This is a genomic window from Dinghuibacter sp., from assembly GCF_035492835.1.
Classification (GTDB): domain Bacteria; phylum Bacteroidota; class Bacteroidia; order Chitinophagales; family Chitinophagaceae; genus Dinghuibacter.
This window is the reverse complement of record NZ_DATJIY010000064.1, coordinates 38,625-52,969: the sequence shown is the minus strand read 5'-3', so window position 1 is coordinate 52,969 and position 14,345 is coordinate 38,625. Positions and strand designations below refer to the sequence as shown.

Sequence of the window (14,345 nt, the reverse complement as noted above, 5' to 3'; positions counted from 1 at the left end):
CCCCGTGCGATCCCAAGCGCGTAGGCCGCGGAAGAGGGGTGGGGTGCCTCTTTTACCCCGTTTTGCGAAACGTTTCGCAAAACGGGGTAAAAGAGGCACCCCACCCCTCTTCCGCGGCCTACGCGCTTGGGATCGCACGGGGATAATTCCAAACGCGACGCGCGAAAGCAGCCGCTTGAGAAGTTGGTGCAAGGCCGCGCTTGGAAATGTCAGGGCGTTTTGTAACTTGGTAGACGGTAGGCATCCTACCATAACAAAATTTCACTTAAACGCTATCAGATGAAAAAAATCAAATCGTTGCTGGCGCTGCCTTTGCTGGTGGTGGCGCTCGCGCTGACCTCATTCTCGGCCAAACCAAAGGCAAACCTGGCCGGACCCTTTACCAACTATGCATGGTATACGGTGGACGGGCAGTTTGTGGCCTGGAGTACCCTCGTCAACACCGAGTTCGTTACCGGTGGAGACACCAACCCGGTCAATGGGACGCTGATTTCGGAGGGGTATACGGAAGGGGGGCCGGGCGAACCGCCTTCGGGGACGTTGGTATACAAGATATACTCGCATCCATAAAGAAAAAGCCGGGCGGATTCGCCCGGCTTTTTAGTGTTTGTACGCAGTACTCACGGAATGCAGGATTCCGACGAAGCGTTGTACATCGGGATCATACCCCCCGGCATTCTGGATGATCTTGCCATCGGGGGTTACGAATACGTATTGCGGCTGGGAATTGTTGCCGGTGAGACCGACCTCGAAGTCCAGGTTGCGGGCGCCCATGCTTTCCAGACGGGAGCCGTCGTTTTTGGACGTCACCCATTCCTCTTCGGGCAGGCGGAACTTGTCGTCGACGTACAGGGAGACGACGACGAAACCGTCCTGCAGCAGCTTCACCACCTCCGGGTCGTTGAGCACGGCCCGCTCCATCTTGCGGCAATTCGCGCAGCTGTGACCGGTGAAGTCGATCATGATCGGCTTGTTCTCCGCCGCCGCGGCCTTGGCGGCCTCGTCATAGTCGAAAAAGGTCGTAACACCCCGTATTTCCGATTCCAGGAAGTCGGTGTATTTGTGCGGCTGGGGAGCGATGGAGCCGGCTACGACTGCCGGGGCCACCGCCACCTTGTTGAGGTTGAAGTCCTGCGTCTTCATTTCGGGGAGCCACGCGCTGATGCCGTTGAGGGGCGCGCCCCAGAGACCCGGGATCATATACACCATGAAGGACAGGGCGGCGATCGCAAAGAACAGCCGGGGTATCTTCAGGTGGGGATGACCATAGTCGTTTTTGGGGAGGTCATCGTCGTGGGCGAATTTGAGTTTCCCCAGGAGATACATGCCGAGCAATCCAAATATAACAATCCAGATGCTCAGGTATACTTCCCTGTCCAGCACCCGCCAGTGATACGCCAGGTCGGCGCTGGACAGGAACTTCAGCGCCAGGGCTAGCTCGATAAAGCCCAGCGTCACCTTTACCGTCATCAACCACCCACCCGATTTCGCCATCTGGTTGAGCAGGGAGGGGAAGAAGGCAAACAGCGCAAACGGCATCGCCAGCGCCAGGGAAAAGCCAAAAAAGCCAACGATCGGCGCCACTTTGCCACCGTGCGTCGTCAGCACCGCCAGTCCCCCGATAAAGGGTACCGTGCAGGAGAACGATACCACCACGAGCGTCAGCGCCATAAAGAAAAGCCCGGAGAACGATCCCAGGTTGGCCTTTGAATCCACCCTGTTGCTGATCGAAGCCGGCAGGGTGATCTCGAAGGCGCCCAGGAACGATATCCCGAAGACAAGGAACATCAGGAAAACGAAGATGTTGAAGACGGCACTGCTCGCGAGGTTGTTCAGCGCGCCCTGGCCGAAAACGAGCGTGATCAGGAATCCGAGGAGCGTATACACCAATATGATCGACAGGGAATAATACAACGCATTCTGGATACCCTTCGACCGGCTGGTGCTGCGCTTGGTAAAGAAGCTCACGGTAACCGGCACCATGGCGTAGATGCAGGGGCTTACGAAGGCCCCGAAACCGGCGAGCAACCCACTCACGAAAATGAACCAGAGGGATTTCTCCCCCCCGGTGGGCGCCCCCGGCGCGCCGGCGGTCTCGGCGGGTATGGTCACGGAAAAGTTGTACCCGTTGGACAGGTATTGGTCCTTGACCTTGGCCAGGTAGGTAACGGTGCCTTCCACCGTCTTTCTCCGGCTGGCCGGTATTTTCAGCACCTGTATCCACTGGGCCGAGTCGGTGAAATACCGGATTTCCTGTCCCTTAAAATCGGGCGCGGCCTCCTTGTGCAGGTTGCCGCTCTCCGAAAAGCTGTCCACCAGCATGGGCGTCAGGGCGCTGTCCAGCGTGATCTGCGAATAGGGAACGTCCTCCGAAGACTTCGTGATCGAAAAAAGCCGGGTCCCGGGTTGCACGTGCGCGGTTATGATGACCTTTACCGTGTTTGTGTCCACGCGCCCATAGGCAACGGAGAAACGGGGCGCCAACGTGGAATCCTGCGCCCGCGCACCGACGGCGGCGCCCATCAGCAGCGCCCAGAAAAAAATGATTTTTTTCATACTATCCCCCGATGGCTGCACTAAGGTCAACATCCGTGGGCGGCAGGCACTCGTGGTCGTTGCACACCATGAACTCCACCTTGGAAACAAGCGTCGTTTTGACCGGGGACTTCAATTCCACCAGCTGGACAAAGTCCACCGTGTTCTCGTAATAGTGTACGTTGGACTTGAACGCCTGTTCAAAAACGGTCTTCATCTTCCCAACCTCTTTCGTCTTCCCGCTGAGCGAGAACAACGGGTTGGTCGTAAACTTGAAGGACGTGGGAACCGGTCCTTCGCCCGCATTCTGGGCATAGAGGTGCCAGCCGGCGCCGATCCTGGCGCTCATGTGCACTTCATAGACCTTGGCGCTGATCTTTTTAGCGGAGCAGGTCCATTGTACCTGGGTCGCACTGCCGCTTTGAGCTTTTGTCAGCGCTACCGTACAAAGGGCGAGCGCCAATAAGACGAGTTTCTGCATATGATGGTGATGGGATAAACGTATTCGAAAAACGCGTAGACGCATCGTCTCAAGCCGGTACCTGTTCCAGCAGCAGCGCTTTAAAAACCTCCCGGCCGTCGGTATTGCCCAGCGCCTCCGAGGTGGCGCGTTCAGGGTGGGGCATCATGCCAAAGACCGTCCGGTCCGCATTGGAAATACCGGCGATGTCCCGCAGGGAACCGTTCGGGTTGGCGCCGTGAGTGCCGCTGGCGTCGCAATACCGGTAGATGATCTGGTCGTTGACCTCGAGGGTGTCGAGGGTCGCTTCGTCAGCGTAAAAAGAACCTTCGCCATGGGCGATCGGGATGCGCAGGACCTTTCCGTCCTGGCCTTTGATATGCACATTCTTACAGATGAACTGGCGGTTGGCGTTCCGGAGCAGGGAGCCTGGCAGAAGACCCGCCTCGCACAGGATCTGGAAGCCGTTGCAGACGCCCAGTACCTTACCTCCCCTGTCGATAAAACCGGGCAGGCTTTGCATCAGCGGGCTGAAACGGGCAATGGCGCCGCAGCGGAGATAGTCCCCGTAACTGAAGCCCCCGGGCAACACGATACAGTCGCCGGCGCTGAAACCACTGAGGTCCTTTTCTTTATGCCAAAGCATCCGGACCTCGAAACCCAGGTCGTAGGTCAGGGCGTCATGCATGTCGCGGTCGCAATTGGACCCAGGGAAAACTACCACACCAAATCGCATAGTACTACTATTGAAGCACACAAAGATACGTCATTTATAGAACACCCGTCGGAGGCAATCGACCCCATTGGTTATGGGAATTATTTGTGAAAAACGAAGCACAGCACGATAAACAACACCGTGAGCCAGTGCAACAGCTGCACCCAGTAGATCCTCCTTGCATACAGATACCCCGCCGCGTGGTACACCGACAGGGGAATGGCCGCCAGGACCCAGTACTCCAGACCGGCAAACCCGTTGACCAGGGGCAACAGGAGGGCAAAACATAGGTAACAGAGCAGCAGGGCCACGCTTTTGCGCACCTGGATCAGCATCCGCCCGCGGTTGCGCTGGATATAATACCAGCCGATCAGCAGGGGCAGCGTCAGCAGGACGATACGGGTACAGAAAACAAAGTCGAATTTGAACCTGGGTGGGAAAATGGTCATATTCGGTAGCAATACCGCGAGCGAAAACTGGCCGGAAAGATAGAGATAGAGAAAAAGGAAATAATAGGGGCAAAGGATGCCCACCAGCGCCACCAGCCATTCGGTGATCGAAAACGGCCGGAATATCAGCAGGGCGATCCCCAGGAGCAGGAGGAACAGCACGCTCGGCAGGTAAAAGAAGCTGCAGATACCCAAGGCCAGACCTATATTGAAAATGATGGCCTTAGGTTGGGGATTGTTATACATGGACACCATCCGGGGCCACGCCCAAACCATGACGGAGTTGGTGATCAGTACCGAAGATAGGTAGTTCCATTCCGGGACCAGGGAGGTGATGAGGAGGTAGCTCATGGCCATTAGATAATGCGGTTTGTACATCAACCGCTGCTCTCCGATCAATTGGTTGAAAGTCAGAGCTTGTGTATACAACAGTATATACGCTATCAACGGGTAGATCACTGGATACGAATGACCGAAGGACCCCATGAACGCCAGCAGCTTATAATACAGGAAACCGTCCGCCGGGGTGGCGTCGGGGATGACGGGGTGCGTAAAGTAGGGCAGCTTTAGCAGGAACCCGTAAGCAAAAAGGAGAAAAGCGTTAAAACCGTTGTTTTCCCGGAAAGTATAGACCACCGTTTATGGAGTTGAAGCGTCAAAATCGATAAGGGCGAAGGCAATGCTGTTTCTATACGTGCAAGGTACGATCATTTGGGTGGCGTTCACCTGGAGGCCATACCGGATCAGGAATTCATACCCCCGATCCAGGTTGTGGAGGGGCTCCTGGCGGGTCAGCTGGCCGTCCGGGGTCACCGAATCGTCGGAAAGGATGGGTGTCCGGCGATTCCATTCGTTGTACAGGAAGTGGAGCGCACCGCCCTGGAGCATGATCTGGAACGACAGGCGGCTGTCCTCGTCATCGTCGTACTGGCTTTTGGGGATGATATTGGTCCATTCCAGCTTTCCGTCCTTATCGAGCGCGAACAGGGCGATGTTATCCGAATAGAAGCGGGTAGGCTGGTAGTAACCATAGCGATAATAGGGGTTCCATCCGTAGTTGCTCCAGGGGGAATAATAGTAGTAGTCGTAGTTCGGATAGAAATACGGATTGGCGCCGTACAGGTAGTCATACCGGTTGAAGGGCGTCTGGCGGTTGGTGGAATATTCGCTCTCCGCCGTGATCAGGAAACCCTGGTTGCCGGTGATAATGATGTGCTTGATAAAATAGTCGTTAAAAGCGCCCCTGACGGAGTTTTCCCCCTTTGCCCGGGCGCGGAGGTCCTGGCCAAAAGCGATGGTATCCATTTTGGGGGCGGTCTGCCCGTTCTTGTCGACGATACAGGTGAACAACCCGTCCACGTTCCCGCGGTGGGCGTTCGAATAAAACGAGTTCACCAGGATGCGCTGGTGGAAGTTATCTACTTTCAATTTGACGTCGTCCAGGAAAATATTGCCGATGTCGATCGGCATGGTCTGGAGGGAATCGCCCGCGGCGGGTTTCATCGCCAGCGTCACGTGCAGGATGTTGTCCCGGTTGTTCGGCCGTTCGCAACGGCCAAAGACAAAGTCCCCGTCGTTGTTGACATAAAAGTCCGTAAGCAGGTCACGGTGCTCTTCTACCCGGAAGGTGAACCGGCTCTTCCGTTGGACCGCCAGGTGCTGGTCGAGCAATATGGTGGTAAAGGTGAGGTAGTCACTGGTTTTCCCCTTGATCTTAAAGACCATGATCTTGGATTTGTCCTCGCTATTGATCGTGGAATAGATCTTGTTGTCACCAAATATGCCGATGTTGGTGGTGTCGAGGAGCTGGGGTTCGCCCTGGACCACCCCGTCCGAGCCGATCTTCTGGGCCATGCAATAGACGATGCCTTTTTTCTGGTACTGGAAGATCATATAGGCGAAGTCGCTGTAGGCGACGAAGTCGACGTTGATCAACCGGTCGTTGAGGGCATCCAGGTCCGTGTTCCGGACGATCTTCATGTCCTGGTCGTAAACGGTGATATAGTGTTTTGAGCGGGTATTCTTGTACACCATATAGGTGTTGCCGATCTTCCCCAGGACGTCGAAGCGGAGCTGCCGCATGTCTTCCCGGTCGGCTTCCGAATAGGTAATATGCTGCGCGGACAGTACGGCGGGAAATACCACGAGCCCAATCCAACCCAACAAGAAGCGTACGTGTTGCATAATCATTAAACTTAAAATAAAAGTACTAATTTCCGACCCTCCCGTAACGATAAAAATAAGACAAAAGTATGGCGACCGTCGCAATCTCCGGTGGAACGGGCCTGATAGGAAAGGCATTGACAGGTTTGTTGAGACAAAGGGGCCACCGGGTCGTTGTCCTGACCCGGAAACCACCCCGGGGGATAACCGCTTTCGGATCATCGGACGCCGACCTGACCTACGCCCTCTGGAACGTACGGAAGGGCGAATTCCCGTCGGCTATCTTATCCGAGACGGATTATATCGTCCACCTGGCTGGGGCGAACGTGGCCAAGGGACGCTGGACCAAAAGGCGTAAACAGGAGATCGTCCGCAGCCGGACCGTTTCTGGCGCGCTGATCGTGGAGGCCCTCCGGGCGGGACCGTGCAGGGTAAAAGGCGTCATCAGTGCTTCCGCCACCGGATGGTACGGCCCCGACACCGGCGGGAAGCCATTTAAGGAATCCGACCCACCCGCGGACGATTTCCTGGGTGGCACCTGTACCGCCTGGGAGGACGCCATCAGCCCCGTTACCACCCTAGGCAAACGACTGGTCATCCTGCGTACCGGAATCGTATTGTCCCGTGAAGGCGGCGCGCTGCCGGCCTTCCTGTCATCCTTGAGGCTGGGTGTCGCCGCCATCCTGGGGGACGGCAAACAAGTAATCAGCTGGATACACATCGCGGACCTCTGCCGGCTTTACGTGCAGGCCATCGAGGACCCCGGGATGACAGGCGTATACAATGCGGTAGCGCCAGCACCGGTCTCTAATAAGACGTTGGTGCTGGCGCTGGCCGAACGGCTCCGGGGCCGTTTCTATGTTCCCGTCCACGTCCCCTCCTGGATACTCCGGCTGGGCATGGGTGAAATGAGTGTCGAGGTGCTCAAAAGCTGTACGGCCGACGTGTCGAAAGCAAAGGCTACCGGCTTTCAGTTCGCCTACCCCACGGTCGGGGCGGCGGTTGCGGACCTACTGAAGGACGCTCGATAATTTGCTCACCAGGTCGTCGCCCCGCAGCCCCTTGCCGATGATCTTGCCATCCTTGTCCAGGAGGAAATTCATCGGGATACCGCGGATACCGTACATCGCGGCGGCTTCGCTCTGCCATCCCTTCAGGTCGGATACTTGTCCCCAGGCCAGACCGTCGTCCTTGATCGCCTTGACCCAGGGCTCCTTCTTGTCGTCGAGGGAGACGCCCAGCACCGTAAAACCCTTGGGCCCGTATTGGTGGAAGGCCTTTACGACGTTGGGGTTTTCCCCGCGGCAGGGACCGCACCAGCTTGCCCAGAAGTCCACCAGCACAACCTTGCCCTTGTTATAGTCGGAGAGCTTTATCGGGTGGCCGTCCGGATCGTTGAGGGTGAAATCGGGGGCAACCTGTCCTATGTCGGTCTTTTTGGCGATGGTCAGCATGTCGTTCAGCTGTTGGCCCAGCAAGGAATGCTTGATCGTGTCGCCGAGCGATTGGTAGGCGCTGTCAAAAGCGGGCACGTCCGGGTTATAGGAAAACAGGTTCTTCATCTCCACGGCCGAGACGAACGAGGCGGGATGCGCCTTGATGTATTGCTTGTTAAATGCGGACTCCGACTTATCCAGGGATTTCATCTCCGCTACCAGGCTGTCCTGCGTCTTTTTGGCCCGGGCGGTGTCGCTGCCCTGCGCGGCCGCTTCATACAGCGAATCCAACGTCCCCATCTTGTCGTCGAAGATTTTGGACTCGGCCTTGTACTTCAGGTATTCGTCCTCGGTCGCCCCGCCGGCGACGTGTGCCTGCGGGAGGGAATCGAGCGAACCGGTGACCGTCACGGTACCCGGTTCCACGAAGAACTGGGCGGGTCCGCTGGCCGCGCCCTTGATCACCAGGACGCAGAACATCGGCTCCGTCGTGGCGCCGGTAAAGGTGAACCGGCCCGAAACGATGTTCACCGTATCGGCCTTGGAGTTGACGCTCCCGGCTACCGGGTGGTACAGGAAAGCCTTCCCGGTGTCCGCGCCCTTGATGGTGCCGGTCACGGTATAGGCGTTCCGATCGGAAGATTTGCAGGCGGCCGCCAGGATGACGCCGCTCAGCAGTATGGGTAAACACGAATTTTTCATACCATGAAATTAAATTAATTCCGGATGGGCTTCCCCCCTTTCAAAACGGATTGCAACCGCTCCAGGGTTTTCTTTTCCCCGCACAGGCTGAGGAAAGCTTCCCGCTCCAGGTCGAGGAGATATTGCTCGCTCACCAGGGTGGGCTCGCTGAGGTCGCCGCCGCACATCACCCAGGCCAGCTTTTGCGCGATCTTTACGTCGTGCCCGGAAATATAGTTCCCCCGGAACATCCCGTTGATGCCGGTATACAACATACCCAACCCCATTTTACCGAGCACCTTGATGTCCTTCCGCTGTCCGGGCATGGTATAACCGGCCTCGTGCAGGTCCAGGACGGCGCGTTTGGCTTCACCGATCCGCCGGCCCTGGTTCACGACCACCTCGTCATGCCCCTTGCGGAGGATGCCCAGGCCATAAGCCTCTTCCGCGGACGTGGAGACCTTGGCGGTCCCGATGGTGAAGAAGCGGTTCTTGAGCGTGATGGTTTCGGGCTCGTCTTCGTGCATCTCGTCCGCGGCGCGGAGGGTGAACTCCTTGGTGCCCCCGCCCCCGGGGATCAGCCCGACGCCCAGCTCCACCAGACCGATATAGGTCTCGGCGGCGGCGCACACCTTGTCGGCGTGGAGGCTCATTTCACAACCACCCCCGAGCGTCATGCCGTGGGGCGCGATCACGACGGGTATGGCGCTGTGCCGTACGCGCATGACGGTCTGCTGGAAGGTGCGGATGGCCAGGTCGAGCTCGTCGAACTCCTGCTCCACCGCGAGCATGAAGATCATCCCCACGTTAGCGCCCACGGAAAAATTGGGGCCTTCGTTGGCGATGACCAGTCCCTTGTATTTTTCTTCGGCCAGCGAAATCGACTTCTGGATTCCTTCGATCACTTCCCCGCCGATGGAATTCATCTTGGTGCTCCATTCCAGACCGAGCACGTCGTTGCCGAGGTGGTACAACCGGCAGGCGCTGTTGCTCCACACCGTTTGTTGTTCGAAGTTCCTCAGCACGATAAAGGATTCGGCGCCGGGGATGGGTTTGTAGGATTTGCTCGGAATATCGTAGTAGAGCCGGCGGCCGTTTTCCACTTTGTAAAACGCGTCTACGCCCTCCACCCAGGACGCCGGCGCGTAGCCTGCCTTTTTCATTTCGGCGATTGTTGCCTGGACCCCGAGCAAATCCCAGGTCTCGAAGGCCCCGATCTCCCAGCCAAAGCCCGCCATCATCGCGTCGTCAATCCGGTAGAGCTCGTCGGATATCTCCGGGATGCGGTGCGAAATGTAGGCAAACAGGCCGTAGTGGAACGCCCGGTAGAACTCACCCGCCTTGTCCTGGCCGGCCATGACCAATTTTAGCCGCTGGCGCAGGTCGTCCACCGGCTTAGCGGTCTCCAGGGTGGCGAACTTGGGTTTCTGACGCGGACCGTATTCAAACGTCTTCAAATTCAACGTCAGTATCTCCGACTCGCCGGACGCGCCCTTTATCTTTTTGAAAAAACCTTGTTTGGTTTTATCCCCCAGCCATTTGTTGTCGACCATCTTTTGCAACCAGACGGGTATGTCAAACACCGCCCCGGCTTCGTCCTGCGGGCAGTTATCGTGCACGCCTTTGGCTACATTGACGAGGGTATCGATACCCACGACGTCCGCTGTCCGGAAGGTCGCGGACTTGGGACGCCCGATGACGGGGCCGGTAAGCGCATCGATGGCGTCGATGTCCAGCTGCAACCGCTCCATCAGGTGGAAGATGGCCATGATACCGTATACGCCGATCCGGTTGGCGATAAAAGCGGGGGTATCCTTGGCCAGCACCGTGGTTTTGCCCAGGTACACGTCACCATACTCCATGAGAAAACCGACCACGTCCGGGTCGGTCTCGGGGGTCGGGATGATCTCCAGCAACCGCAGGTAACGCGGCGGGTTGAAGAAGTGCGTCCCGCAGAAATGCTTGCGGAAGTCTTCGCTCCGCTTTTCCGCCAGCAGGTGTATCGGTATCCCCGAGGTGTTGGAGGTGATCAGGGTCCCGGGTTTGCGGAATTGCTCGACCTTGTCGTAGAGGGAGCGTTTGATATCCAGCCGTTCCACCACCACTTCGATGACCCAATCGGCGGTGGCGATGTCCTTCAGGTTGTCGTCGAAGTTCCCGGTCCGGATCAGGGCCACGGCCTCCTTGGTATAGACCGGGCCGGGGTTGGACTTCAGGGTAGCGTCCAGGGCGGCGTTTACGATCCGGTTTTTGACCTTATCGAGGCTGAGCCCTTTGGCTTCTTCCTCGGGTGTCAGGGTCGTCGGGGCCATGTCGAGCAATAAAACCTGTACGCCTATTCCCGCGAAATGACAGGCAATCCGGCTTCCCATAACGCCACTACCGAGTACGGCGACCTTTCTGATGATGCGTTTGTGCATACCCTCTTGGTGTTTGGGAGGGAAGGTACAATTTTCAACTGATAAACCCCTTGACATACTCCCTGGTCAGGCTCTCCCTTGGATGGAGCAGCAGCTCCTCTGCCGGACCGTATTCGATGATCTCGCCCATGTACAAAAAAACGATCGTGTCAGAGAGCCGCCGGGCCTGACGAAGGATGTGGGTGACCAGGATCATCGTATACCGGTTCTTCAGGCGGAGGAACAATTCCTCGATCCGTTGCGTCGACACCGGATCGAGGGCGCTGGTGGGCTCGTCCCCCAATATGATCTCCGGCTCCACCGCCAACCCGCGGGCCAGGCAAAGACGTTGTTGCTGGCCGATCGACAGGCTCCCCGGCGACGCCTTCAACCGGTCCTTGACCTCGTCCCAAAGCGCCGTTTCCCGGAGGTAGTGCTCGACGATCTGGTCCAGGTCGCGTCTTTTGCGGACGCCATGGATACGCGGCCCGTAGGCAATATTGTCATAGATGCTCATCGGCAGCGGGAAAGGCCGCTGCGAGAGCAAGCCCATCTTCTGCCGCATTTCGGTGACTTCTATGTCGCGACCGTAAATATCGACGCCGTCGACCAGGACCTGGCCGCTCACCTTCGTGTCGGGCTGCCGGTCCAGCAGGCGGTTGAGCGCCCGAAGCAGGGTGGTCTTACCGCAACCGGAGGGGCCTATGAAAGAGGTGATGCCCTTGTCGGGTATATCGATAGATATGTTCTTCAGGATGGGACGGTCCCCGATCTGTACGCTCAGGTTCCGGACGCTTACGTGCGGAGTGGCCTTGGGCGCCGCCACGGGGGTCGCTATATTCGATGTCTGGACAGCCATTGTTGCAAGAATTTACCGGTTAAGCTTATCGCCAGCACGATAACGGTGAGGATGATCGCTGCCGCGTAGGCGCGGTTCTGGACCGCCGCCATCGGGCTGGACAACTGGAAGAAGATCGCCAGCGGCAGCGTGGCCGCGGGCTGGTTCAGCGATGTCGGAACGCTATCGGTATACCCCGCGGTAAACAGGACCGTCGCCGCGTCGCCGATCGCCCTGCCAAACGCCAGCAGGATCGCCGTCAGGATACCGGGTAGCGACTGTCTGAGGAGCACCTGCGCGGTTTCCCAGCGCGTGGCGCCCAAAGAATACGTCGCGTCGGACAATTCCGGGGGCGCCAGCCTGACCACCTCATCCATGGCCCTGGCCAGGATGGGCACGATCATCAGCGTAACCGTAACGATACCCGCCAGCAGGGACGTTTTCAACCCGAGGACGACCATGACGGTAAACCCGAACGCGCCATAGACGATGGATGGGATTCCAAACAATACATCGAAGACGAGGCGCGCCAGGCCGGCGAACCACGTCTTTTGACGGCTGTAGGCGTTCAGGTACAATACGGCCGGCACGCTGATGCCAAGACCCAGGACGACCGACCCCAGGCTGATGTATAGGGAGCCGAGGATGGCGTTCAGGATACCGCCGCCCTTCCCGATGTAGAACCCGCCGCCGGGCACCTGCGTGATCATCTCCCAGTTCAGCGAACGGATGCCCTTGGATACGATGCTCCACAGGATGGCGCCCAGCGAGGCAGCGATAACGAGCACGGACGCCAGCATGAGCACCCGGAAAACCCGGGCCTCGAGGCGTCTTTTGCGTGTATGATAGGTCGCCGGCATCAGTAGTTCCTCCTTTCCAGGCGGTGCAGGACCAGCCTCGATATGGCATTGAAAACAAAGATAATCCCAAAAAGCACCAGGGCCGCCAGCATCAGCGCCGAGTCGTACAGGGGGATCGACAGCATGTCGCCGTAGTTGTTGGCGATCAGGGCGGGTAGTGGGTATACCGGGTCCAACAGGGAATGCGGCGGCGTGGCTACGTTGCCGCAGACCATCAACACGGCGATGGTTTCGCCGAGCGCCCGCGACACGGCCAGTATGGTCGCGGCCAGGATACCGGACTTCGACTTGGCCAGGAGCACCTTCCGCACCGTTTCCCAGTCGTTGGCGCCCAGGCTGAGGGAGGCGTCTTTCAACCCTTCGGGCACCGTGCGGAAGACGTCCAGTAAAATGCTGATCAGGAGGGGAAAGATCATTACGGCCAGGACGACGCCCCCGGACAGCGCGGTATAACCGGCCACCGGAACCACTGTCAGTACACCCCAGACCCCGTAGATGATCGGGGGGATACCGCTCAAAAGGTCTATAAACGGCAGCAGCCATTTACGCAGGCGGACGGGGGCGAACTCGGACAGGTACACCGCCGCCAGGACCGATACCGGGAGCGCGATAACGATCGCAAGACCCGTCACGGTCAGCGACCCGGCGATATAACCCCAAAATCCAAAGCGCCCGTCGAAAGGGTTCCAGGTCGACGAGAACAACAACTGCCCGATCGAGTGGGTCCGGGTAATGGGTCTTGCCTTCCACCACAGACCGCCGCCGATCAGCACGACGATCAACACCGCCACCGCCGTAAGCAGGGCGAACAAGCCCCCGCTGGCCTTATCCTTCCAACGTCTCCAGGTCATTTAAGTTTATTCAATCCTTCGGTGATCTTTTCGGGCGCCAGCAGGATATATCCCGAGGCCGTGACGTCTTTTTGACCCTCCGTCAACGCGTATTTTATAAAGTCCGTAACCACCGGGTTGGGTGCGCCCTTGGTGACAAAGTACAGTTCCCGGGCCGGTGGAGAGGGGTATTTACCCGCAGCGATGGCCGCTGTGACCTGATCGAGCGTGGCGTACACCGCCTCGTCCGGGTCGATATGCCCGTTCCCATTCAGGTCGAGGGGCACCGGTACGACCCCTGCCGACGGCTGCTTGGTCGCCGGGTCATAGACAAAGGCGATGTTGTTGAACCCGATCCCATCCGGGTCCTTCTGGACGGCCTGCGCGAGCCCCGGATCGCCAAAGACCGCGGTCCCCTTAAGGTCCTGTTGCTTTTTGCCCAGATAGGCCGCCCAGGTCTCCGCCGCGCCCGCGGCGTCCGAACGCGTATAGACATGGATGGGGTCCTTGCTGGTGAAACCCAGCTGGGACCAGGATTTTACGTCGCCGCTGATAAATATGCCGTAGAAGTTCTCCTTTTTAACCCCGGTGGCCTGGATGTCCTTGACGAGCGGGTTCGTGGCGCTGATGGTCGGCACGACCGCGTCGCGGGTAACGGAGAACGGCGTAGCGCCCTTTTGGATCTCGTCCGGGGAAAGCGCACGCGAAACCAAGCCGATATCCGTCACCCCGCTCAGGACGTCGGTGATACCCTTCCCGGCGCCCCCCGCCTGTACGTCGATCTTGACGTCGGGATGCGCCTTTTTATATTCATCCGCCCACTTTACCGTGAGGGGATAGAGCGCGAACGCGCCGGAGATGCTGATTGACTTCTGTTCTTTACCGGAGCCGCAGCCCGAGACCGCCAGCGTTGCAGCCACGGCGAGTATTAATGTCGTTGAGTGTCGCATGGTTTAATTTTTAAGACGCCTTTTTAAAA

Annotated in this window: 13 protein-coding genes; 2 read left to right on the top strand and 11 right to left on the bottom strand. The window is 58.1% G+C overall.

The window, feature by feature from the left end:
* Positions 1-279: 279 nt before the first annotated feature.
* On the top strand, positions 280-570 hold the full coding sequence (locus VL547_RS06255; protein ID WP_325576364.1) for a hypothetical protein: 291 nt from the start codon (positions 280-282) through the stop codon (positions 568-570).
* A 30-nt stretch (positions 571-600) separates the two neighbouring features.
* Here VL547_RS06255 and VL547_RS06250 read toward each other — a convergent pair whose 3' ends face one another.
* The 5 genes from VL547_RS06250 to VL547_RS06230 all read right to left on the bottom strand — a co-directional run bounded on the left by VL547_RS06250 (position 601) and on the right by VL547_RS06230 (position 6,343).
* Complete coding sequence (locus tag VL547_RS06250; RefSeq protein ID WP_325576362.1) at positions 601-2,556, bottom strand: protein-disulfide reductase DsbD family protein; 1,956 nt, start codon at positions 2,554-2,556, stop codon at positions 601-603.
* Position 2,557: 1 nt separating this feature from the next.
* A complete protein-coding gene (locus VL547_RS06245) occupies positions 2,558-3,016 on the bottom strand; it encodes a protein-disulfide reductase DsbD domain-containing protein (RefSeq protein WP_325576360.1) in 459 nt (152 codons plus the stop codon).
* 49 nt (positions 3,017-3,065) lie between these two features.
* Positions 3,066-3,731, bottom strand: coding sequence for a phosphoribosylformylglycinamidine synthase subunit PurQ (gene purQ, locus VL547_RS06240; RefSeq protein ID WP_325576358.1), 666 nt, complete (start codon positions 3,729-3,731; stop codon positions 3,066-3,068).
* An 80-nt stretch (positions 3,732-3,811) separates the two neighbouring features.
* Positions 3,812-4,795, bottom strand: coding sequence for a hypothetical protein (locus VL547_RS06235; RefSeq protein ID WP_325576356.1), 984 nt, complete (start codon positions 4,793-4,795; stop codon positions 3,812-3,814).
* A gap of 3 nt (positions 4,796-4,798) precedes the next feature.
* Complete coding sequence (locus VL547_RS06230) at positions 4,799-6,343, bottom strand: hypothetical protein (RefSeq protein WP_325576352.1); 1,545 nt, start codon at positions 6,341-6,343, stop codon at positions 4,799-4,801.
* A 68-nt stretch (positions 6,344-6,411) separates the two neighbouring features.
* Here VL547_RS06230 and VL547_RS06225 point away from each other — a divergent pair, with 68 nt between their 5' ends.
* Entirely contained in the window at positions 6,412-7,353 is a 942-nt protein-coding gene (locus tag VL547_RS06225) for a TIGR01777 family oxidoreductase (protein WP_325576350.1), read from the top strand.
* On the opposite strand, the gene VL547_RS06220 is transcribed toward VL547_RS06225, so the two are convergent.
* Genes VL547_RS06220 through VL547_RS06195 form a run of 6 tightly spaced genes read right to left on the bottom strand, consistent with a single transcriptional unit; the run spans position 7,333 to position 14,316 of the window.
* The gene (locus VL547_RS06220; RefSeq protein WP_325576349.1) at positions 7,333-8,460 is read right to left on the bottom strand and encodes a TlpA disulfide reductase family protein; all 1,128 of its coding nucleotides are present in this window, start codon (positions 8,458-8,460) and stop codon (positions 7,333-7,335) included. The two genes, VL547_RS06225 and VL547_RS06220, sit on opposite strands and share 21 nt — an antisense overlap.
* A gap of 14 nt (positions 8,461-8,474) precedes the next feature.
* The gene (locus tag VL547_RS06215) at positions 8,475-10,859 is read right to left on the bottom strand and encodes a 3-hydroxyacyl-CoA dehydrogenase/enoyl-CoA hydratase family protein (RefSeq protein ID WP_325576347.1); all 2,385 of its coding nucleotides are present in this window, start codon (positions 10,857-10,859) and stop codon (positions 8,475-8,477) included.
* A 34-nt stretch (positions 10,860-10,893) separates the two neighbouring features.
* Positions 10,894-11,697, bottom strand: coding sequence for a phosphate ABC transporter ATP-binding protein (locus tag VL547_RS06210; protein WP_325576345.1), 804 nt, complete (start codon positions 11,695-11,697; stop codon positions 10,894-10,896).
* Positions 11,673-12,536, bottom strand: a complete 864-nt coding sequence (gene pstA, locus VL547_RS06205) for a phosphate ABC transporter permease PstA (protein ID WP_325576343.1) — start codon at positions 12,534-12,536, stop codon at positions 11,673-11,675. The genes VL547_RS06210 and pstA overlap by 25 nt, the downstream gene beginning before the upstream one ends.
* Positions 12,536-13,387, bottom strand: coding sequence for a phosphate ABC transporter permease subunit PstC (pstC, locus tag VL547_RS06200; protein WP_325576341.1), 852 nt, complete (start codon positions 13,385-13,387; stop codon positions 12,536-12,538). The genes pstA and pstC overlap by 1 nt, the downstream gene beginning before the upstream one ends.
* Positions 13,384-14,316, bottom strand: a complete 933-nt coding sequence (locus VL547_RS06195; RefSeq protein ID WP_325576339.1) for a PstS family phosphate ABC transporter substrate-binding protein — start codon at positions 14,314-14,316, stop codon at positions 13,384-13,386. Before VL547_RS06195 ends, pstC begins: the two co-directional genes overlap by 4 nt.
* Positions 14,317-14,345 lie beyond the last annotated feature (29 nt).